The organism is Streptomyces sp. PKA51 (assembly GCF_057552455.1).
On sequence record NZ_BAAJPZ010000012.1, the window covers coordinates 15,933 to 37,222 of the forward strand.

General features: G+C 68.8%; 14 protein-coding genes. 11 read left to right on the forward strand and 3 right to left on the reverse strand.

From position 1 onward, the window contains the following. Positions 1–111: 111 nt before the first annotated feature. From AC27L3_RS18745 to AC27L3_RS18780, 8 genes are all read left to right on the forward strand, one after another. The gene (locus AC27L3_RS18745) at positions 112–567 is read left to right on the forward strand and encodes a DUF2752 domain-containing protein (protein WP_487235192.1); all 456 of its coding nucleotides are present in this window, start codon (positions 112–114) and stop codon (positions 565–567) included. Between the two features lie 223 nt (positions 568–790). Continuing rightward, positions 791–1,600 carry an indole-3-glycerol phosphate synthase TrpC gene (trpC, locus tag AC27L3_RS18750; RefSeq protein WP_487235193.1) on the forward strand — a complete coding sequence of 270 codons (810 nt, stop codon included), beginning with the start codon at positions 791–793 and terminating at the stop codon, positions 1,598–1,600. Between the two features lie 7 nt (positions 1,601–1,607). Beyond that, positions 1,608–1,769, forward strand: a complete 162-nt coding sequence (trpM, locus tag AC27L3_RS18755) for a tryptophan biosynthesis modulator TrpM (protein ID WP_425583338.1) — start codon at positions 1,608–1,610, stop codon at positions 1,767–1,769. 51 nt (positions 1,770–1,820) lie between these two features. Next, on the forward strand, positions 1,821–3,098 hold the full coding sequence (gene trpB / locus AC27L3_RS18760) for a tryptophan synthase subunit beta (protein ID WP_487235194.1): 1,278 nt from the start codon (positions 1,821–1,823) through the stop codon (positions 3,096–3,098). Beyond that, a complete protein-coding gene (gene trpA, locus AC27L3_RS18765; RefSeq protein WP_487235195.1) occupies positions 3,098–3,913 on the forward strand; it encodes a tryptophan synthase subunit alpha in 816 nt (271 codons plus the stop codon). Before trpB ends, trpA begins: the two co-directional genes overlap by 1 nt. 80 nt (positions 3,914–3,993) lie before the next feature. Continuing rightward, entirely contained in the window at positions 3,994–4,782 is a 789-nt protein-coding gene (locus AC27L3_RS18770; protein ID WP_487235196.1) for a DsbA family protein, read from the forward strand. A gap of 221 nt (positions 4,783–5,003) precedes the next feature. Continuing rightward, complete coding sequence (locus AC27L3_RS18775) at positions 5,004–15,470, forward strand: LamG-like jellyroll fold domain-containing protein (protein WP_487235197.1); 10,467 nt, start codon at positions 5,004–5,006, stop codon at positions 15,468–15,470. Continuing rightward, complete coding sequence (locus AC27L3_RS18780) at positions 15,445–15,969, forward strand: SMI1/KNR4 family protein (RefSeq protein WP_487235198.1); 525 nt, start codon at positions 15,445–15,447, stop codon at positions 15,967–15,969. Before AC27L3_RS18775 ends, AC27L3_RS18780 begins: the two co-directional genes overlap by 26 nt. Before the next feature lie 103 nt (positions 15,970–16,072). On the opposite strand, the gene AC27L3_RS18785 is transcribed toward AC27L3_RS18780, so the two are convergent. Continuing rightward, positions 16,073–16,252: a hypothetical protein gene (locus AC27L3_RS18785; protein WP_487235199.1), complete on the reverse strand. Its 180-nt coding sequence runs from the start codon at positions 16,250–16,252 to the stop codon at positions 16,073–16,075. A 478-nt stretch (positions 16,253–16,730) separates the two neighbouring features. Between AC27L3_RS18785 and AC27L3_RS18790 the strand changes: the two genes are divergently transcribed. Further along, a complete protein-coding gene (locus AC27L3_RS18790; protein WP_487235200.1) occupies positions 16,731–17,699 on the forward strand; it encodes a helix-turn-helix domain-containing protein in 969 nt (322 codons plus the stop codon). Between the two features lie 21 nt (positions 17,700–17,720). Here the strand turns inward: AC27L3_RS18790 and AC27L3_RS18795 are convergent, their stop codons facing one another. Together AC27L3_RS18795 and AC27L3_RS18800 are read right to left on the reverse strand one after the other, a co-directional pair. After that, the gene (locus AC27L3_RS18795; protein WP_487235201.1) at positions 17,721–18,608 is read right to left on the reverse strand and encodes an AraC family transcriptional regulator; all 888 of its coding nucleotides are present in this window, start codon (positions 18,606–18,608) and stop codon (positions 17,721–17,723) included. Positions 18,609–18,645: 37 nt separating this feature from the next. Next, a complete protein-coding gene (locus AC27L3_RS18800; RefSeq protein WP_487235202.1) occupies positions 18,646–19,044 on the reverse strand; it encodes a hypothetical protein in 399 nt (132 codons plus the stop codon). A 148-nt stretch (positions 19,045–19,192) separates the two neighbouring features. Here AC27L3_RS18800 and lgt point away from each other — a divergent pair, with 148 nt between their 5' ends. Both lgt and AC27L3_RS18810 read left to right on the forward strand, forming a co-directional pair. After that, positions 19,193–20,155: a prolipoprotein diacylglyceryl transferase gene (lgt, locus tag AC27L3_RS18805; protein WP_487235203.1), complete on the forward strand. Its 963-nt coding sequence runs from the start codon at positions 19,193–19,195 to the stop codon at positions 20,153–20,155. A gap of 210 nt (positions 20,156–20,365) precedes the next feature. Beyond that, complete coding sequence (locus AC27L3_RS18810; protein ID WP_344439147.1) at positions 20,366–21,097, forward strand: VIT1/CCC1 transporter family protein; 732 nt, start codon at positions 20,366–20,368, stop codon at positions 21,095–21,097. Positions 21,098–21,290: the final 193 nt, after the last annotated feature.

Genomic DNA, 21,290 nt, shown 5'->3' on the forward strand with positions numbered 1-21,290 from the left:
CCCCACGCACCACCCGGCGCAAAGGCGCGGCCGGGGCGGCCCGTACCGACCGACCGTCCGTACGTGGCGCTCGGGCTGCGCCTTCGTGCTGTGCGGCGGACACTCGGTGGTGTGAGGACAGCGGCACGGACGGCGGCACGAGTGGCGGCACGGACGCAGGCGTCCGGTGCGCTGCCCGCCCGGCTGGCACCGCCGCTGGGGGTGGCCGCCGCTCTCGGCGCGGCCTGCGCCTGGGTCGGGGCGGTGGACCCGTGCGTGCCCGGCCGCTACCCGGTCTGCCCGCTGCTGCACTGGACGGGCCTGTACTGCCCGGCCTGCGGTGGCCTGCGCGGCCTGCACGCCCTGGTCCACGGCGACCTCGCCGCCGCGCTCGGCGCGAACGCCCTGGCCGTCGCCGGCTATGCGGTCTTCGCCGTGCTGTGGGTCCGCTGGCTGGTGCGGGCGGCGCGCAGCGGCGGCGGCATGCCGCTGCGGCCGGGGGCGCGGCACGCGTGGGCGGTGGCCGGCGTGGTGCTGGCCTTCACCGTCGTCCGCAACCTTCCGTTCGGCGCGGCGCTCGCACCCTGAAGCCCGGACGCGCCCGATGCGCCGCATGCGCCGGAGGTGCCCGACGCGCCGAACGGGCGTCCACGCAGTGGGCAAAGCGTCAACCGGATGCGAAACCTTCGCCTTCCGGCAAGTACCATCGCAGTGCCTGGTGAAGTGAGGAGGATGCCCCGGTGATCTCCGGCGGCATCCGAAGGATCACGACACCAGCCCAGACAGCCGAGTCCGGAAGGGGGCCGCTCGCGTGAGTGTGCTCGACGAGATCATCGACGGGGTACGAGCCGACCTCGCGGAGCGGCAGGCGCGCGTCGGCCTCGATGAGCTCAAGGAGCGAGCGGCCAGGGCCCCGCAGGCCAAGGACGGGGCGGCCGCCCTGCGCGGCGAGAACGTCAGCGTGATCTGCGAGGTCAAGCGCTCCAGCCCGTCCAAGGGGGCGCTGGCGGCCATCGCCGACCCGGCCGGCCTCGCGGCCGACTACGAGGCGGGCGGCGCGGCCGTGATCAGCGTCCTGACCGAGCAGCGCCGCTTCGGCGGCTCGCTGGCCGACCTGGAGGCGGTGCGCGCCCGGGTGGACATCCCCATCCTGCGCAAGGACTTCATCGTCACCGCCTACCAGCTGTGGGAGGCCCGCGCCCACGGCGCCGACCTCGCCCTGCTGATCGTCGCCGCGCTGGAGCAGGAGGCCCTGGTCTCCCTGATCGAGCGGGCCGAGTCCATCGGTCTGACGCCGCTGGTCGAGGTGCACGACGAGGAGGAGGTTCGGCGCGCGGTCGACGCCGGCGCGCGGGTCATCGGCGTCAACGCCCGCAACCTCAAGACCCTGGAGGTCGACCGGGACACCTTCGCCCGCGTCGCCCCCGAGATCCCCGACGGCATCGTCAAGATCGCCGAATCGGGCGTGCGCGGCCCGCACGACCTGATCGCCTACGCCAACGAGGGCGCCGACGCCGTGCTGGTCGGCGAGTCGCTGGTGACCGGCCGCGACCCCAAGGCGGCCGTGGCCGACCTGGTCGCCGCCGGCGCCCACCCGGCGCTGCGGCACGGGCGGGGCTGAACCGGCGATGACCGGAATGCGGGCGTACGCGCGACTGGCCCGGGGCTGCCGGCCCCGGGGCGCACGTGCGCCCGCGCGGCGGGTGCTGGGCCGCCGCGTGCGGTACCACATCGGCTGCGAGCCGGGGCAGATCAACGGGCGGCGATGGCGCGGTGGCCGCTCGCAGTAGCCGAGCCCGCAGCCGTACCTTCACCAACGCCCACCTGCCAGGAGTACGTCAGTGACACCTGCATCTTCCGCATCGCCGGATTCCCCGGACGCCTCGGCCTTCTTCTTCCCCGACACGGGCGGCCAGGTGCCCAGCGCCGAGGGCTACTTCGGTGCCTTCGGCGGCAAGTTCATCCCCGAGGCCCTGGTCGCGGCCGTCGACGAGGTCGCCGCGGAGTACGAGAAGGCCAAGGCCGACCCCGCGTTCGCCGCCGAGCTCAGCGACCTGATGGTCAACTACGCCGGCCGGCCCAGCCCGCTGACCGAGGTGCGGCGCTTCGCCGAGCACGCCGGCGGCGCCCGCGTCTTCGTCAAGCGCGAGGACCTCAACCACACCGGCTCCCACAAGATCAACAACGTGCTGGGCCAGGCCCTGCTCACCAAGCGCATGGGCAAGACCCGGGTCATCGCCGAGACCGGCGCCGGCCAGCACGGCGTCGCCACGGCCACCGCCTGCGCGCTGTTCGGTCTGGAGTGCACCGTCTACATGGGCGAGGTCGACACCCAGCGCCAGGCGCTGAACGTCGCCCGCATGCGCATGCTCGGCGCCGAGGTCGTCTCCGTGAAGTCCGGCAGCCGCACCCTGAAGGACGCCATCAACGAGGCGTTCCGCGACTGGGTCGCCAACGTCGACCGCACCCACTACCTCTTCGGCACCGCGGCCGGCCCGCACCCCTTCCCCGCCCTGGTGCGCGACTTCCACCGCGTCATCGGCGTCGAGGCCCGCCGCCAGGTCCTCGAGCGCACCGGCCGGCTGCCCGACGCCGCGATCGCCTGCGTCGGCGGCGGCTCCAACGCCATCGGCCTCTTCCACGCCTTCCTGCCCGACGCGGGCGTGCGCCTGATCGGCTGCGAGCCCGGCGGCCACGGCGTGGAGAGCGGCGAGCACGCCGCCACCCTCACCGAGGGCACGCCCGGCGTCCTGCACGGCTCCCGCTCGTACGTGCTGCAGGACGAGGACGGCCAGATCACCGAGCCGTACTCGATCTCCGCCGGCTTGGACTACCCGGGCATCGGCCCGGAGCACTCGTACCTGAAGGACAGCGGCCGCGCCGAGTACCGCGCCGTCACCGACGAGGCGGCCATGGAGGCCCTGCGGCTGCTCTCGCGCACCGAGGGCATCATCCCGGCCATCGAGAGCGCGCACGCCCTGGCGGGCGCCCTGGAGGTCGGCCGCGAGCTCGGCGAGGACGGCATCGTGCTGGTCAACCTCTCCGGACGCGGCGACAAGGATATGGACACGGCGGCCCGCTACTTCGGGCTGTACGACGACGCGGCGGGGGAGAAGTGATGGCAGGCAACATCGATCTGCTGAGGGACGTCCTGGCGGCGGCCCGGGCGGAGAACCGCGCCGCCCTCGTCGGCTACCTGCCGGCCGGCTTCCCGACCGTGGCCGACGGCGTCCGGGCCATCACCACCATGCTCGACGGCGGCTGCGACGTCGTCGAGGTCGGTCTGCCGCACAGCGACCCCGTCCTGGACGGCCCGGTCATCCAGACCGCCGACGACATCGCCCTGCGCGGCGGCGTGAAGATCGCCGACGTGCTGCGCACCGTCAAGGAGGCGCACGAGCTCACCGGCGCCCCCGTCCTGGTCATGACGTACTGGAACCCCGTCGACCGCTACGGCCCCGAGCGCTTCGCCGCCGACCTGGCCGCCGCGGGCGGCGCCGGCTGCATCCTGCCGGACCTGCCGGTCGAGGAGTCCACCGCCTGGCGCAAGGCCGCCGACGAGCACGGCCTGGCCACGGTGTTCGTGGTCGCGCCGAGCAGCCGCGACGAACGCCTCGCCAAGATCACCGCCGCCGGCTCCGGATTCGTCTACGCCGCCTCCCTCATGGGCGTCACCGGCACCCGCGAGTCCGTCGGCCGCGAGGCCGAGGACCTGGTGCGCCGCACCCGCGCCACCACCGACCTGCCGGTGTGCGTGGGCCTGGGCGTCTCCACCGCCGAACAGGCGGCCGAGGTCGCCCGGTTCGCCGACGGCGTCATCGTCGGCTCCGCGTTCGTCAAGCGCCTGCTGGACGCCCCCGACCTGGAGAGCGGCCTCGCGGCCGTCCGCGCGCTGGCGGGCGACCTGGCCGAGGGCGTGCGGGGACGCGCGTAACTCTTCGGCGGGTAACTCTTTGGAAGGAAAAGCGGCCGGGGGCGGCCCATGAGGCCGCCCCCGGTTCGTTGTAGGGGGATGTGAGCCAGAAGAACAGCGACGGAAAGCGCAGCGCCCGCGAGCGGCTGCAGGAACAGCGCCGGCTCGAGGAGAGCCGCGCGAAGCGCAAGCGGACCCTGATCGCCGCCGCCGTGGTGGTCGCCGTCCTCGCCGCCGGGGGCGGCATCGCCGCCCTCGTGGCCAGCTCCAACTCCGCCAAGGACAACAAGCGTCGGACCGCCGGCCCCCTGCTGGCCCCCCAGGGCGCCGTCGGCGCCGAGAACCTCGCCATCCCCGTCGGCGCCCCCGGCGCCAAGGCCGCGCTCACCGTCTACGAGGACTTCCGCTGCCCCGGCTGCGGCCAGTTCGAGAACGGCTTCCGGGACACCGTCCACGACCTGGAGAAGAAGGGCCAGCTCAAGGCGGAGTACCACCTCGTCACCCTCATCGACAAGAACCTCGGCGGCTCCGGCTCCGTCAACGCCGCCAACGCCGCCGCCTGCGCCCAGGACGCCGGCAAGTTCCTCGCCTACCACGACGAGCTCTACAAGAACCAGCCGCCGGAGACCCAGGACGCCTACGGCAAGAAGTCCCGCCTGCTGGAACTGGCCGGCAAGGTCGAGGGCCTGAACACCCCCACGTTCCAGCAGTGCGTGGAGAACGGCACGCACGACAGCTGGGTGAAGAAGTCCCAGGAGACCTTCTCCAAGTCCCAGTACCGCGCCACCCCGACGGTCCTGCTCAACGGCAAGTCCATCTACGGCGACCCGGCCAACCCCCTGACACCGCAGAAGCTGCGCGACATGGTGGCGGAGGCGCAGAAGGGCTGATGTCACCGCGATGATCGCGTGACGACGATATGCCAGATCTTGGTGGTATCTGCAACAATTTGCGCTTACGCCTGGTAGTAACGGAACTATAAATTCCACCCATTGGCGCGCGATATGCCCCTTATGGGCTTGAGTGAAGATCGTCTAAGTAGTAGACATGGGCGATTTTTGTTCACTCCTTAGGGAAAGTCGTGCGTTTCACGCGATACATAGCCATCGTCATGGCGTTTGCCATGGCTCTGCTATGCGGCACAGAACAAGTGGCGCTAGCAGTTGATCAATGGAACCGAAGTTCAAGCAGCACGGATGCGCCCGATCAGCGGTGGGGTTCCGCTGAGGGGCGCGGTCACCGCACCTCCGGTGGTGCGACCGAGGCCGCCGCCCAGGGCGGCAGTCCGGGAGCCCTCGAGGCCCCGGGGCAGCTGCCGGCCGAGCATAAGCCGACCCCGCAGGAGCTGGTCGGTAAGCCGCAGCAGCCGAAGATGGGCCCTGCCGAGCCGGCCGAGGCACCCGCCGTCGCGACGCCGCAGGGCTTCTCCGAGAAGAGCAGCAAGGAGCTGCTCGCCGAGCGCAAGGAACGGCAGCGCACCTTCCTCAACGAGGACGGGACGTATACGACCCGGCACTACAACGAGCCGGTCAACTACCGTGGTGCCAATGGCACGTGGGAGAAGATCGACTCCACCCTGACCCAGCGCGAACGGAAGAGCGCCGAGCCCGCCCCCCTATGGGAGACCCGCTCGACCGCCATCGCCATCCGCTTCTCCGCGACGGCGGACGCGGACCCGGTCCTGCGCATGGCCCTGGGCGACGGAGTCGCCCTGGGCTACGGCCTGGAGGGCGCCTCACGCGCGTCGGGCGCGGTGGACGGCAGCGTCATCACCTACCCGAATGCACGTCCCAACGCCGACCTGCGCTACGTCGCGAGCAACGACACGGTCAAGGAGACCCTCGTTCTCAAGAGCAAGGACGCGCCGACCGAGTGGCGCTTCCCGCTCCGCACGGAGGGCCTGACCGCCAAGCTCGACGACCAGGGCGGGGTCGTGTTCACCGACCGGGCCGGCAAGCAGCGCGCCCGCATCCCGGCCGGCTGGATGGAGGACTCCCATCTCGCGGAGAACGCCAATCAGGGCGAGATCTCTTCGGGTGTCCGTTACGCACTGGCGACGGACAAGGCTCGTCAGGTCCTCGTGGTCACCCTCGACAAGGACTGGCTGAACGCGCCGGAGCGCGTGTTCCCGGTGAAGGTGGACCCGTCGGTCAAGGGGGTCACCTCGACTTCCGGTACCTACGTGCAGTCACCGTACTCCCAGGACTTCTCCACCGACACCATTCTCAAGGCGGGTACGTACGACGGCGGTACACACAAGGCGGCCTCGTTCCTTCGCTTCGATGGTGTCGAGAGCTCGCTGAAGAACGCCTGGGTTCTCGACGCCAAGCTGTCGCTGTTCAACACCTGGTCGTACTCCTGCGACGCGCGACCGGTCACCGTCCACGCCATCACATCGGACTGGGCGGAGTCCTCGACCAAGTCGTACCCCGGGCCGGACACGGGGCCGTCGCTGGTGTCCAAGAGCTTCGCCCACGGCTGGCGCCCGCCCAACACGGAGTCGTGGTCGTGCGGTGCAGCCTGGGAGTCCATCAGTCTCGGTTCGTCCGGCCGTGAGCTCGTCGACGACTGGACCCATGGGCGGAAGAAGAACTACGGCCTCGCCGTCAAGGCGTCGGACTCGGACAGCAAGAGCTGGAAGCAGTTCGGTTCCGACGACTACCCGAACGGCGGTCCGCGGCTGGACATCACCTGGACCAAGTACGGCGCCACGTACAAGCTGGGCAACTTCACCGCTCCGGTGACCGCGACCTCTCAAGGTTCCATGCAGGTCACCGTCACCAACCAGGGCCAGGACACCTGGACCAAGGGCGGGAACGTCCAGCTGCGCTACAACCTCCTCGATGCCTCCGGCAAGGAGATCAACGACACGACGCACATCGCGTGGACACCCATGCCGCGCGACGTCGCCCCAGGGCAGAGTGTCACCCTCGACGCGAAGATCGCTCCGCTTCCCCCCGCCGAGTACACACTGCAGTGGACCATGGACGTGCTCGACGGTCCGCGTTTCACCAGCGAAGGCGTCCCGGGGCCGGCCGTGAAGTTCTCGGCCGTAAACCTTCCGCCTCAGCTGACCGCCGAATCTCCCGCCAGCGGTGCGGTGCTGAACTCCCTGACCCCGACCCTGTGGGCGGCGGGCAAGGATGCCGACAGTTCCCCGAGCGGGGCTCTGCAGTACAACTTCGAGATCTGTGAGGTCGCAGGGAAGGACACTCGGAAGAACTGTCGGAGCGGCCCGCGCAGCACCGCTCAGCAGTGGGCGGTGCCGAGTGGCTGGCTGTCCTGGAGCAAGAACTACGCCTGGTACGCGTACGTCTTCGACGGCAAGGACACCTCCGCACGGCAGAACCCAGCCTTCTTCTCCACGCAGGTACCGCAGCCCGCTGAGACCGGTCATCTGGGCGGTGACAGCGGGCGCGAGTTCGGTGTGCGGTCGGGCAACTACTCGACGCAGGCAGCCGACGCGGTCGTGCCGACCATCGGCCCCGAGTTGGCGGTCACGCGCACGTACAACTCACTTGAGTCACGGACGGACGACGTCTTCGGTGCGGGCTGGTCGACGCGTTGGGACATGCGAGCTATCGCCGAGAGCAGCGGCAACGTCGTTGTCACTCTCGCCAGCGGCACGCGGATGCGATTCGGCCGGAACACCGACGGCAGCTATGCGGCGCCGCCGGGAAGTCCGACCACCCTCACCGCCGTCACCAACGGCGGTTGGGTGCTGCGGGACAAGTCGGCCACCACGTTCTCGTTCGACTCCACCGGTCGGCTGACGAAGATCGCCGACGGTGCGGGCCGGGAGCAGCGACTGGCCTACACGGACGGCAAGCTGACCGAGGCCCGTGACATGCTCTCGGGTCGCTCACTCGCCTTCACCTGGAGCGGTGGCAAGGTCACCTCGACCACTGCCAAGGGCACCGGCTCCAACACCGACGGACCGACGTGGACGTACACCTACTCCGGTGACCGGCTCACCAAGGTCTGCCCGCCCGGTTCGACCGACAAGTGCACCGTCTACGAGTACGGTGACGGCTCGCTCTACCGCAGCATGGTGCTCGACCAGAACCCCGTTTCGTACTGGCGGCTGGGCGAGGCCCAGGGTGCCGTCGCGGCGAGCGACGCACCGTCCCGTACCGGCCTGAACCAGGCCCTGTACCGTGACGCGAAGCTGGGTGCCGACGGTGCCGTCGCGGGCACGTCCGACAAGGCAGCCGGCTTCGACGGCGCCAACTCCTACGTGGAGCTTCCCGAGGACACCCTGCGGACGTCGACCTTCCTGACGACCGAGTTGTGGTTCATGACCACCAAGCCTGGCGTTCTCGTCGGTTTCCAGGACGGTCGTCTGGCCGACGGCCAGCCCAACGACTGGACACCGACGCTGGCGGTCGACAAGAACGGCAAGCTCGTCGGTCAGTACTGGACCGGAAGGGTCCAGCCGATCATCAGCACGGCTGCCGTCACGGACGACACCTGGCACCATGCCGCCCTCACGGCCGCCGGGACGACGCAGTCGCTGTACCTCGACGGTGCGCTCGTCGGCACGGTGACCGGACCGATCGACCACCGCAAGCAGTCGTTCACCTACCTCGGCGCGGGCTACTCCAGCGCCGGCTGGGACGGGCTGGCTGCAGGGATACGGCGCTTCACCGGGTCGATGGACGAGGTGGCCGTCTACCATCAGTCCCTCGACGCCACGACCGTAGCCGAGCACTACCGCGCACGAGCCGCCTCCGGTCGGCTGAACAAGGTCACATTGCCGTCCGGCCGCGTCCACAGCCAGGTCGCCTACGACTCCGGTACCGGGCGCGTCACCGAGACCACGGACGACAAGGGCGGTACGTGGAAGGTTTCCGCTCCGGCCTACTCCGCGGGCTCGGCAGCGTACGCCGACACGGTCCGCACCTCCGCCCCCGTCGAGTACTGGCGGCTCGGTGATCGCAGCGGTTCCACTGCGGCCAACGAAGTCACCGGCGGTGCGGACGGTTCCTATCGGGACGGCGTGACGCTCGGTGCCGTCGGCGCCTTCTCCGACGGCGACGACGGCTCGGCCACGCTGGACGGTTCCGCAGGCGCGGTGGAAGTGCCCACCGACCCGCTGAAGGGTGCCGACTCGCTCTCCTTCGAGCTGTGGTTCCGCACCGGCAAGCAGGGTGTGCTCCTCGGGTTGCAGAACGCGGACCTGGGCAAGACCCCGACCGACTGGAATCCCAGCCTCCTCGTCGATGCCGACGGCAAGCTGCGCGGCCAGGTGTGGCACGGCGGTTCGTGGCAGCCGATCACCTCGACACAGAAGGTGACGGACAACGAATGGCACCACGCGGTGCTCACCGGCGGTACGACTGGGCAGACGCTCTACCTGGACGGCGCGAAGGTGGGTTCCCGGACGGGTGCCGCCAAGCCGGAGACCCTGGACCATGCCTATCTGGGTGCGGGCTATTCGAGCGAGGGCTGGGACGGGCAGAAGCCCGGCACCCGCTACCTCGCCGGCCAGTTGGACGAGGTCGCCTTCTACACCAAGGAGCTGACGGAAAGCACTGTCACGGAGCACTACCGCTCCCGCACGGGCCTGGTCTCCGGCGACGGCATCCACTACCGGGGCGCCGTGACCGCGGATGCTCCGACGGGCTACTGGCGTCTGGGCGAGTCCAGCGGCGACAAGGCCCGCAGTCAGAGCGCCGTGTACGCCGGTGACGGCACGTACAGCAAGACCAAGCTCGGTGCGACCGGCGTCTTCGGGCCCGGCGACAACACGGCGATCAGCCTCGCCGGAGACGGCTCGGTCGAGCTGCCGTACGGTCTGATGGGCAACACGCCGGCGATGTCGGCCGAGCTGTGGTTCCGCACGGGCAAGGCCAACGCCGTCCTGTTGGGTCTGCAGGACGCCGAGCTCGGCAAGGTACCCACCGACTGGAACCCGAGCCTGCTGATCGACGCCGACGGCAGGCTGCGCGGCCAGATCTGGCACGGAGGCTCGGGAAAACCGGTCGTTTCCGGTACGGCCGTCACCGACAACCAGTGGCACCACGTGGTGATCACTGGTGGTACGAGCAGCCAATCCCTCTACCTCGACGGCACCAGGGTCGGCAGTCTGAACGAGCCGTCCAGGCCCGAGACGCTGGTCCATGCCTATCTGGGTGCGGGCTATTCGAGCGAGGGCTGGGACGGGCAGAAGCCCGGTACCCGCTACTTCACCGGTGACCTCGACGAGTTCGCCGTCTACCCCAAGGAGCTGACCGAGGACCAGGTGGCCGAGCACTACCGGGCCATGCGGTCGTCAGGGATGTCCTCGCTCACCTCGACCATCACGGTCACCGACCCTGCCGGTCGTACCAGCAGTGCGACGTACGACGCCCTGCGCGGCCAGCGCCCCGTGACGTCGACGGACGCCGAAGGCGGTCGCATCACCTACGCCTACGACACCGGCGGCTTCCTGCACACAGTGATCGACCCCAACGGACACATGGCCGTCACCGGGCACGACGCCCGCGGCAACACGGTCTCCAGGACCACGTGCCGTGACGCCAATTCCTGCTGGACGTCGTTCACGGACTACTACGTCAACAGCAGCGATCCGCTCGACCCGCGCAACGACAAGCCGACGGCCACCCGCGACGCCCGCTCCACGAGCGCCGGCGACGACCGCTACCGCACGTCCATGACGTACACGGCGCTCGGCCTGCCGGAGAGCAGGGTGCTTGCCGATGGCCGCAAGTCGGTCACGGCGTACACCACCGGCCAGGAATCCGCGGTCGGCGGCGGCACCATGCCGGCCGGACTCGTCCGCACCATCACCGTGCCCGGAGGCGCCGTCACCGAGTACGCCTACACCGCTCAGGGCGACCTTGCCCAGGCCACTGCTCCTTCCGGAGCGGTGACGAGGTACGCGTACGACGGCCTCGGCCGCAAGGTCTCGGAGACCCAGGTCTCCGACAGCCAGCCGAACGGCGTCACCACGACCTTCGCCTACGACTCCATGTCCCGGATCGTCTCGGAGACGGGCCCCGGGGTGAAGAACGAGATCACCGGCTCCCTCCACACCGCGAAGGTCACGCGGGCCTTCGACCCCGACGGCAAGGTCCTGAGCGAGTCGATGGAGGACACCACGGGAGGCGACACCACTCGCACCACCACCCATCACTACGACGAGCACGGACTGGAGGACCGGACCACCGACGCCGAGGGCAACGAGACCGCCGCCGGCTACGACGCTTTCGGCCGCAAGGCACGGACGACGGATGCCCTCGGCACCACGTACGAGTTCCACTACACGCCTGCCGGCCGGCTCGCGGACACGGTGCTGAAGGACTGGAAGGGCGACCCGTCCGGCAAGGTCAAGGACCTTGTCGTCGCGTCCAATGCCTACGACCCCGCAGGTCGTCTGGCTTCGACGGCCGATGCCATGGGGGCCGTCACGGCCTACACCTACTACGACGACGGAAAGCTCGCCTCGAAGACGGCCAAGGCAGTCACCCGGGCCGACGGCAGCAAGCACGACATCGTGCTCGAGTCCGACACCTACGACGGCGCTGGAAACCTGGTCGAGCGCACCACCGGCGGCGGCATCGCCACCATCACCAACCAGGTGGACACGACCGGCCGCGTCACGCGCAGCGTGCTCGACCCCAACGGTCTGAACCGTTGGACCGAGTTCACTTACGACGACGCCGACCGCCCCGTTGAGCAGAAGACCGCGCTGAACAGTCAGCGCTTCACCTATGACAAGGCCGGCAACAAGCTCACCGAAACGATTGTCGACGGGGACCGCACGCGCACGGCGATGTATGCGTACGACCAGCGCGGCTTGGTGACCGCTGCCGTCAGCCCACGCGGCACCACCACCGGCACCGACGCCGCGGCCTACACCACCACCAACCGCTACGACGCCCTCGGCCGTCTCGTGGAACAGACCGCTCCGCAGGTACAGGCCGAGCAGCAGGGCCAGCAGCCCGCGGCCGTCAAGCCGAGCACAGCAAAGGGGTACAACACCTTCGGCGAGGCCACCGAAAGCCGTGACGCGAACGGGGCAGTGACCCGTATCGCGGTCGACAGGCTTGGGCGGCCCACGGCCACGACCCTGCCCGACTACACACCGCCGGGCGGCGAAAAGATCACCGCTGTCTCGCGCGTCGCCTATGACGCCCTGGGCCGCACGACGGCGACGACCGACCCGCTGGGCCGGACGGTCAGCTATGCCTACGACCAGCTCGGCCACCTCATCCGCCGGTCGCTCCCGGCGACGAGCCTGCTGAGCGCCAACACCCTGAATGGAGACAGCAACCCGCTGCAGCCGGCGTCGGTCGACGACAAGGCGAATCGATTCACCTGGACGCCCACGGGCCTGCAGCTATCGGCCGTCGATCCGACCGGTGCCCGCACCGAGGCGACCTACGACGAGCTCGGCCGCCGGCTGACGGCGACGACTGTCGAGCGCTATCCGTCGTTGCAGAATCTCACCACCCGTTACACCTGGGACGACGCCGGTCGCCAGACCTCGTCCACCAGCCCGGCGGGCCGGGTCACGACGGCAACGTACGACGTGGCCGGTGAGGCACTGACCGTCACCCTGCCGGGTGGAGGCACGACCAAGCTCGACTACGACGCTTTGGGACGTCAGGTCGAGTCCGTCGACGCAACGGGCCGTAGGAGCACCATGCGCTACGACGGCTTCGGCAGCGTCGTCGGCACGGCCGACTACGGCACGGGCACCTCGGCGCTGCGTACCACGGCTGCGGAGTACGACGCCGACGGCAACCGCACCTCCGTCACCTCGGCGACCGGTGCAAGGACCACGTTCGCGTACGACGCCCTGGGCCGGATGACGCAGCAGGTCGAACCGGTGGCCGACGGCAAGTCGATCATTGTCTCGTTCGGTTACGACGCGACCGGCCACCGCACGCGAATGACGGACGGCCGTGGCAACGCCACGACCTACACCTTCACGCCGTGGGGCCTGCCCGAGTCCACGACCGAGCCGGCGACGGCGGCAACGCCGAAGCCCGCCGACCGCACGTGGACCAAGGTCTACGACGCGGCCGGGCAGAACGTCGCCGAGCTTCTGCCCGGTGGTGTGCAGCGGCACAGCGCGTACGACGTCTACGGCTTCTTGGCCAAGGAGACGGGTACGGGCGCAGAGGCCGAGACCCTCGATCGCACGCTGGAGCACGACCTGGCGGGCCACCTGACGAAGGCCGGCTCGGGCGATGTCCTCAACCCGAACACCTACACGTACAACGACCGTGGTCAGCTGCTCACGGCCGACGGCCCGGGAGGCAAGTCCACCTACACCTACGACAACGACGGGGCCATGACGTCGCGGACCGACAAGTCCGGCACGACGACGTACGGCTACGACGGCGCGGGCCGTCTGAACGTCACGGAGGATGCCGTCACCGGGGCCCAGACACGCACCGCGTACGACCCGGCGGGTCGCGTGCTGCAGCAGCAGTACGCCACGAAGCCGGTTGGTGCGACGGACTGGCAGAACGGAGGCAAGCGCGACTACGCCTACGACCAGCTCGGCCGACTGACCGGTTCCAACGTCACGGGGACGGACGGCACCACCCAGGTGACGTCGACCGCATACGACTACGACCTCGACAACCGCCTGACAGCGAAGACCACCACTGGTGTGGCCGGTGCGGGGAAGGAGACCTACGCCTATGACAAGTCCGGTCGCCTGACCTCGTGGACGAGTGACGGCAAGACCACGACGTATGCGTGGGACGACGCGGGCAACCGCATCAAGTCCGGCGACATGTCGGCCACGTTCGACGAGGCCAACCGCCAGCTGACGGACGGCACCACACGCTACGGCTACACGCCGCGGGGCACGCTCTCGTGGGTCGACATGGGCAATGGCAAGCGAACCCTGGCTCATGACGCCTTCGAGCGTCGCATCACCGACGGCGATGCGACGTACGGGTACGACTCCCTGGATCGCGTCACCCGTCGAGGCAACACTGCCTTCACATACGACGGTGGCTCCAACAACCTCGTCTCGGACGGTTCCAGCACGTACAGCCGCACACCGGGTGGAGCGCTGCTGGGCACCACGGACGGCACGACCGCGCAGCGGTCGCTGACCGACCAGCACACGGACGTGGTGGCGGGCCTGTCGGCCGACGGCACGAAGGTGCTGGGCTCGACGTCCTACGACCCGTTCGGCTCGGTGCGCGCCAAGGCGGGCGCGCGCTCGTCGCTCGGCTACCAGTCGGGCTGGACGGACCCGTCGACCGGCGACGTCAACATGGCCGCCCGCTGGTACCAGCCGAGCACGGGCCGCTTCGGGTCGCGCGACACATGGCAGCTCACCCCGAGCCCGTCGGCTGAGGCCAACCGATATTTGTACAGCAACGGTGACCCTCTGGATTACACCGATCCGGATGGACATAAGAAGTTCGGACGATATCCAGATATTTGTGGAGTTGCATGTGAGCTCCTCAATATGTTGATTAATGTTGAAGCGCCGACCCCAACTGCAGATGACGGATGCTTTGGAAGCCTCAGTAACTTCACCTTCTGCATGAACAGTCGTAACCAGTCGGCTCTCGAGCGGCAGGCCGAGTTTCAGCGCTCACTGGCTGGTGGATCGGAGTCGTCTCGCATCGAATCTCTGCGATACGTGGGAGACGATGATGACGGCAGCTATTACTACGGTGATGACGACGACGATCAGCCGCGTCGTTCACCTGTCCATCATAATCGGCCTATACGTATCGTAAAGCCGCCGGAGCCGCCGATCATTCAAAACCCAAATCGGGGGCACCATCCGATCTCTGCGCCGACTCTGGTCGGCCCTGTGGTCGCCTTCACCGGAGCGGCCGTTACTGCTGCCACTGCCGTTGCCGCGACCGCTGTGACGGTCACGGCCCAGGCCCTGATCGACCTCGCGGCAATTGCGCTGTTCACACCGGATGCACCCCACAACTCGAGTCCTCACAGGGCGCCGGTGGACAACGCCGGTATGGACGAGTTGGAGCTGATGTTCCCCGATGAAGATATCGAGCATGATCTGGGTGAAGGAGGGTCCGGAGCTAGCGGCATGAGGAAGAACACCAAGGAGCCTTGTTCGTTGGACTTCCCTTCGGACAATCCAGCGTTCTACTACGCCCCTATGACCCGATTCGGTCCGGGGCCCGGCGACTGTCGTGCGACTGGCGCCGTGGCGACCATCAACGAGTTCGACCTGAGGCCCTATCGGGAGGACCCCATGTGGGACCCGGCAGGATTTGATCGTTTGCCGGCGGATAATCGAGCCAGACTCCACGTCATCGGTAACCAAATGGGAGGTGCTCGGGATACCCTGCGCAACTTTGTCGCTGGCTATCAGAAGTACACAAACTCTCCGGATATGCTGGCTCTGGAGAACGACGTGACCAAGGCAGCGCACAGTCAATCCGTCATCTATGGTGTGCTGCCCGTCTACGGGGGGGCGGACCCGGCCATCCCCACAGAGATTAAGATGCATGCGGTGGGCGAGAGCGGATATCGCCTCGACTGCACTGTCTACAACAGGCCCAAGGGTGGCTATACCTGCTCTGAAAGGACTTCGGGTGGTCGTCTCACGAGGAGTCACTAGCCTGCTTGGCAGGCCTCGGGTCAACGGCGATGTCGATCAGGACTGGGAAGATTTCGAGACGTCGGTGGGCGTGTCATTGCCCGAGGACTACAAGGAGTTCATCTCGGCATACGGGCCCTGCTATCTCAATGACAATCTTCTCCTGTTCCACCCTAGAGGTGAGACAGGAGGCCAGGGGCTCAATCTCGGTAAGTTCTTGGAAGATGTCGCTGACACTTACGAATGCCTGAATGAGGAAGATCCGGACGAGTATCCGTATCCGGTTTATCCGGCCGAGGGAGGGTTTTTCCCTGTCGGAAGGACGAGCTCAGGTAATCACCTCTTCCTGCGGCCTCCCGGGCGCGGCGATCAATCGTGGGGGGTCGTGGTCCACATGGGGGATTGGGTGTTCCTTGACATGCCTTTCACGGAGTTCCTCTGTCTGGGGCTAAGTGGAGAGCTGTTCATTCCGCTGTTCGAAGGAGAGCCGACATATGAGGTCGTGGGTTCTGTCGTTTGACAGCCGAAACCTTGTGAAACCTCGGTGATTGTGTCGGGCAAATAGCCCATGACACAACAACGACAGCCCGCCCCGGTGCGTCGGGGCGGGCTGTCATGCGTTCTCAGGCGTGCGCCATGCGCAGGTGCACGCTCATCGCCGTAGCCATCGCCGCCGCGCCCGTGCGGTCGCCAATCGCCAGGGCCTCGGTCCGTTTGCGCTTGATGTGCCGGCGCGCTTCGCAGCGCGGACGGCAGGGGAGCGGCGTGGCAACCGCTGTCTCGACGGGTTGCTCGCCCGTCACGGCTCCGACCTCCGCCGGCTGCCCCGGTTGGCCTTGGCGACCTTGGATCGGGGCAGGTCTTCGGAGGACGCTTTCGACTCGGGCTCGTCCCCCTGCGTCGGAGCCGGCACCTTGTCCGCAGCCGTACTCATCGAGCCACCTCCGCTTCGCGCCTCCCGCGTGGGCGGAAATCGATGCCGCGCGCGGTCTCGCACGGGAAGACCTCACCAGCAACACTTCGGTCGCCTCCTTCGGGCGACCGGCGTGAGCGCGCACCGGTGAACCAGCCCGCACAAACAGTGCTCTTACTCGGCGGAACCATTGAGAGATAACGTCGGACACGTCGACGCTCCTTGTCAGCGTTGGCCATGCCCCGGGCCGGTCGCACGGTCGCGGGGGTTCCGGTCGTGCTGTCCATCATCTGATCGGGCCTTTGTCACGCGGCAGTTGACCTGACTTGACTAAACTTGCAGGCCCAGTCAATGCCTAGGGGTTCACCGTGAGCGACTTCGCTGACCTTGCCCGTCGTGCACTGAGGGACAGCGGCTACTCCATGAGCGCCGCTGCTCGCGCGATCCAGTACGACCTGGCATACCTCTCCCGCGTACTCAATGGGAAGCAGCAGGCGTCCCTGCAATTGGCGAAGGCCTTGGACGACCTGCTCGGAACCGGTGACGCGCTGGTGGGGGTGGTGTCGGGCCCCGACGACCGGTCGCGCGTTGCCCGTAGCGCTCGGCGGCCCCCGCGCGTCGACGAAAGCACGGTGGATGCCCTGAGCCGCGTGCTGGCCGGCTATCGGCGCCTTGACGATGTACTCAGCCCGCAGTTGGTCATTCCCGCGACCCTCCTGCACGTCAAGGACATCAGCCGCATGCTCAAGCAAGCACGCTGTCCCTACTGCGAACAGCTGGCAGCTGTTGCCTCCGAATTCGCGCCGTTCGCCGGTTGGATGCTCGCCCAGGTGCGGCGTGGCGATGAAGCCGTGGTCTATTTGACACAGGCCCTGGAGCTGGCGGACGCGATCGAGGACGGGACTCTCGTCGCCCAGGCGTTGAACTTCCGGGGGTATCTCGCTCGTCAGCAGGGGCGGCAGCAGGTTGTGGCCCGCAGGTACGCCGTCGCTGCCACTACCCCTGGTGCGCACCCAGCTCAGAAGGTGGGGGATCTGCTGCAGCCCGCCGCAGGGCTGGCGGCGCTGGGGGAGACGGATCAAGCGTTGCGCGTGGCCGAGCAAGGCGAGCGACTGGCCGCCGCGGCCGCCGCAGTGCCGCCTCCCGCCACGGAGTACTGGCTCACCCCCGAGTTCAACCGGCTGAACATTGGGCTGTGCACCCTCGCCCTCGGGCGTTACGACGAAGCCGTCGACCACTTCACCGCCGGGCTGGCCGGGCTGCCGGCGGATCAGCGGGGTGCGGCATGGACGCAGGAGCACCGGGACGCGCTCGAGCGGGCCTTGGCGGCCCGCTGAGCACGCCCAGCATCCGACGCCTTACGCCACCGGTGCGCGCTCCACCGGGATCCACAGTTCGGCCTCCGCCTCCTTGCCGTCCGGGGATATCGCCGTGCGCAGGATCTCCGGGCCCGGGCGGCTGATGTAGGGGTTGGAGGGGAACCACTGGGTGAACACGTCGCGCCACAGGTACTGGAGCGCCTCCGGGTACGGGCCCGTGTGCTCGAAGACCGCCCAGGTGCCGGCGGGCACCGCCAGGGTGGCCGTGCCGGAGATGCCGTGGCCGTCCGCCGCGTTCGTCACCGCTCCGAAGTAGAAATCGAACTCCGTGCCCTCCGCACGGCTCGGGTCGAGGTCGTCGCAGACACTGATCATGCCGCGCGGCCCTTCCTGCGAGCGGTCGGCGAGCTCCTCCAGCTGCTGCCGCGTCCCCGGGTCGATCCCCTGCAGGACCGTGACCATCGCCGGGTTCGGCCCCAGGTGCACAAGCGGCAGGCGCGCCTTCGCGCCGACCACCTGGAACTCGTCCTTCTCCACGATCCGGTATCGCATGCTGCTGTTCCCTTCGACGATGAGGCGGAAGGACATCCGGGGCTGGGAGTGCAGTGCCGCGCCGTTGCGCCGGGCCTCGCCCGGGCCGACGCCGTGCATCGCACGGAACGCGCGGGCGAAGGCCTCGGCGGAGCCGTAGCCGTACCGGACGGCGATGTCGAGCAGCGTGCGCTCGCCCGCCAGGACCTCCGCCCCCGCGACCGTCAGCCGCCGCCGGCGGACGTACTCGGACAGCGGCAACCCCGCCAGTGCCGAGAACAACCGCCGGAAGTGGTACTCCGACGTCATCGTGATCCGTGCGAGATCCGCCACGTCGAGTGGCCCGTCGAGGCACTCCTCGATGTGGTCCATGGCCCGGTTCAGCTGCTGGAGCACTCCCGGCCCCTCCTTCCGTTTCCTTACGACCGTCACGCTACGAAGGCAGCACCTCACCGGACCCGACATCCTGTGCCCGCTTCGGTCGGGTAAACCAGGCCACGGCCTCCTTCGGTACCGAGCCGATAAGGATTGGCAGGCCGAAGACGATCGCCACGATGGGCAGGCCCTTGCCGGTCGCGAAGCTCACCACGTCTTCGACCACGATGACCGAGCCGAAGACCACCACGCCGTTCCGGACGGCCATCCCTCGGGTCTGGAACCTCGCAGCCAGGAGCAGTGCTACGGCGCCTTGCATCAAGAGGAGGGCGCCGGTCAAATACGAAAGATCTTCGATGCCCACAGCCGCTCCCGCCAGTAGCAGCACGCCCGCGGGGATGCCGAAGCCGGCCAGAACGAGCAGCGCTATTCGTGCGCTCTTGACCCTTGAAGGCATCGTTGGTCGCTGTGGGGTCACCTGGATCCTCTCTGAGGGCGATCTCCGGAACACGCGACTGGTAAATGCCCGGGGTGCTACTGAGAGTAAGTGATCCCGAAGCCCACTCTGGGACTCCGGCGCCGCACACGGTAGGTTCGTAGCTGTCATGGAACTCGCATACATCCCCAGCCCCTCGACCGGCGTGATCCACCTCGGGCCGATCCCGCTGCGCGGCTACGCCTTCTGCATCATCATCGGTGTCTTCGTCGCCGTCTGGCTCGGCAACAAGCGGTGGGTCGCGCGCGGTGGCCGGGCCGGGACCGTGGCGGACATCGCCGTGTGGGCGGTGCCCTTCGGGCTCGTCGGCGGGCGGCTCTATCACGTGATCACCGACTACGAGCTGTACTTCGGCTCCGGTCGGAACTGGGTCGACGCCTTCAAGGTGTGGGAGGGCGGCCTCGGCATCTGGGGCGCCGTCGCGCTCGGTGCCGTGGGTGCCTGGATCGGGTGCCGCCGGCGCGGGATCCCGCTGCCCGCGTACGCCGACGCCGTTGCGCCCGGCATCGCGATCGCGCAGGCCATCGGGCGCTGGGGCAACTGGTTCAACCAGGAGCTCTACGGCCGGCCCACCGACGTGCCCTGGGCGCTGAAGATCGACCCCGACCCGGCGATCGGCCGCGTGGGCGGCACGTACCACCCGACGTTCCTGTACGAGTCGCTGTGGTGCCTCGGCGTCGCCGCGCTGGTGATCTGGGCCGACCGCCGCTTCAAGCTGGGGCACGGCCGGGCCTTCGCGGTGTACGTCGCCGCGTACACCGTGGGCCGCTTCTGGACCGAGTACCTGCGCGTCGACGACGCCCACCACGTGCTCGGCCTGCGCCTCAACGGCTGGACGGCGATCCTGCTCTTCCTCGCCGCGGTCGCCTACATCGTCGTCTCCCACAAGCGCGTCCCCGGGCGGGAGGCCGTCGTCGAGCCCGGTGCCCTGGAGGACGCCACCACGGAGACCGCGCCCGCCGGCGCGGAGCCCAAGGCCGACCTCACCAAGTCCGAGCCCGAGGCCGCGTCCAAGCCCGCGCCCGAGGCCACGTCCGCGCCCGAGCCCGCGCCCGAGAGCAAGAAGCTCTGACACCCTCGCGCCCCCGGCGCTCCCGTGCCCCCGTGGCGGAATCTTCCGCCGCGGGGGCCTTTTTCGTTGCCCCCGTCGCAAAACCGCAGGTCAGCGAGGTAAGTTCGGCCTTCCTTGCTAGCGGATCACGGCCTTGCGTGCCTACCGTCGAGAGCAGAGGGGCGGGGCGCAGGGTCTTCGCCCCCTGGATCCAAGGGAGCACCCGGAGCAATGGCTGTCCTCGATACGGCCGCGGCCACGCACATAGCCCACCGCGACAATCACACGCACCGCGATGTGAACGGCGGCTGGCTGCGGCCCGCCGTGTTCGGGGCGATGGACGGGCTCGTCTCCAACGTCGCCCTGATGACCGGCGTCGCCGGCGGCAGCGCCTCCTCCGGCACGATCGTGATCGCCGGGCTCGCCGGTCTGGCGGCCGGCGCCTTTTCGATGGCGGCGGGGGAGTACACCTCCGTGGCCTCGCAGCGCGACCTGGTCCTCGCCGAGCTGGACGTCGAGCGGCGCGAGCTGCGCAAGCACCCCACCGACGAGCTGGAGGAGCTCGCGGCGCTGTACGAGTCCCGTGGCGTGGAGCCGAAGCTGGCCCGCGAGGTGGCCCGGCAGCTGTCGAAGGACCCGGAGCAGGCGCTGGAGATCCATGCCCGCGAGGAGCTCGGCATCGACCCCGGTGACCTGCCCTCGCCCGCCGTGGCCGCCGTCTCCTCGTTCGCCTCGTTCGCGCTGGGCGCGCTGCTGCCCGTCCTGCCGTACCTGCTGGGCGCCAGCGAGCTGTGGCCGGCGGTGCTGCTGGCGCTGGTGGGTCTGTTTGCCTGCGGGGCCGTAGTGGCCCGTGTGACGGCGCGTACCTGGTGGTACAGCGGGCTGCGGCAGCTGCTGCTCGGCGGCGCGGCCGCCGGTGTGACGTACCTCCTGGGTATTGCATTCGGCACCGCTGTCGGGTGATCCTATGCGCTCCGCCGCATAACCAGTGGTGTCCGGTTACCGGATTGTTTCGGGATCCCGGCGGCGGGGCACAATCCGTGAGCGCAGTTGGGCAACGCCGCCGTAGCTGTGCGATCCGTCCCCTGCGGTGCCCGGCCCGGCGATCCCGGGGCCCTCGGAGCGCCCGCCCCCTGCTGCAGCCGTCCGCAAGCAC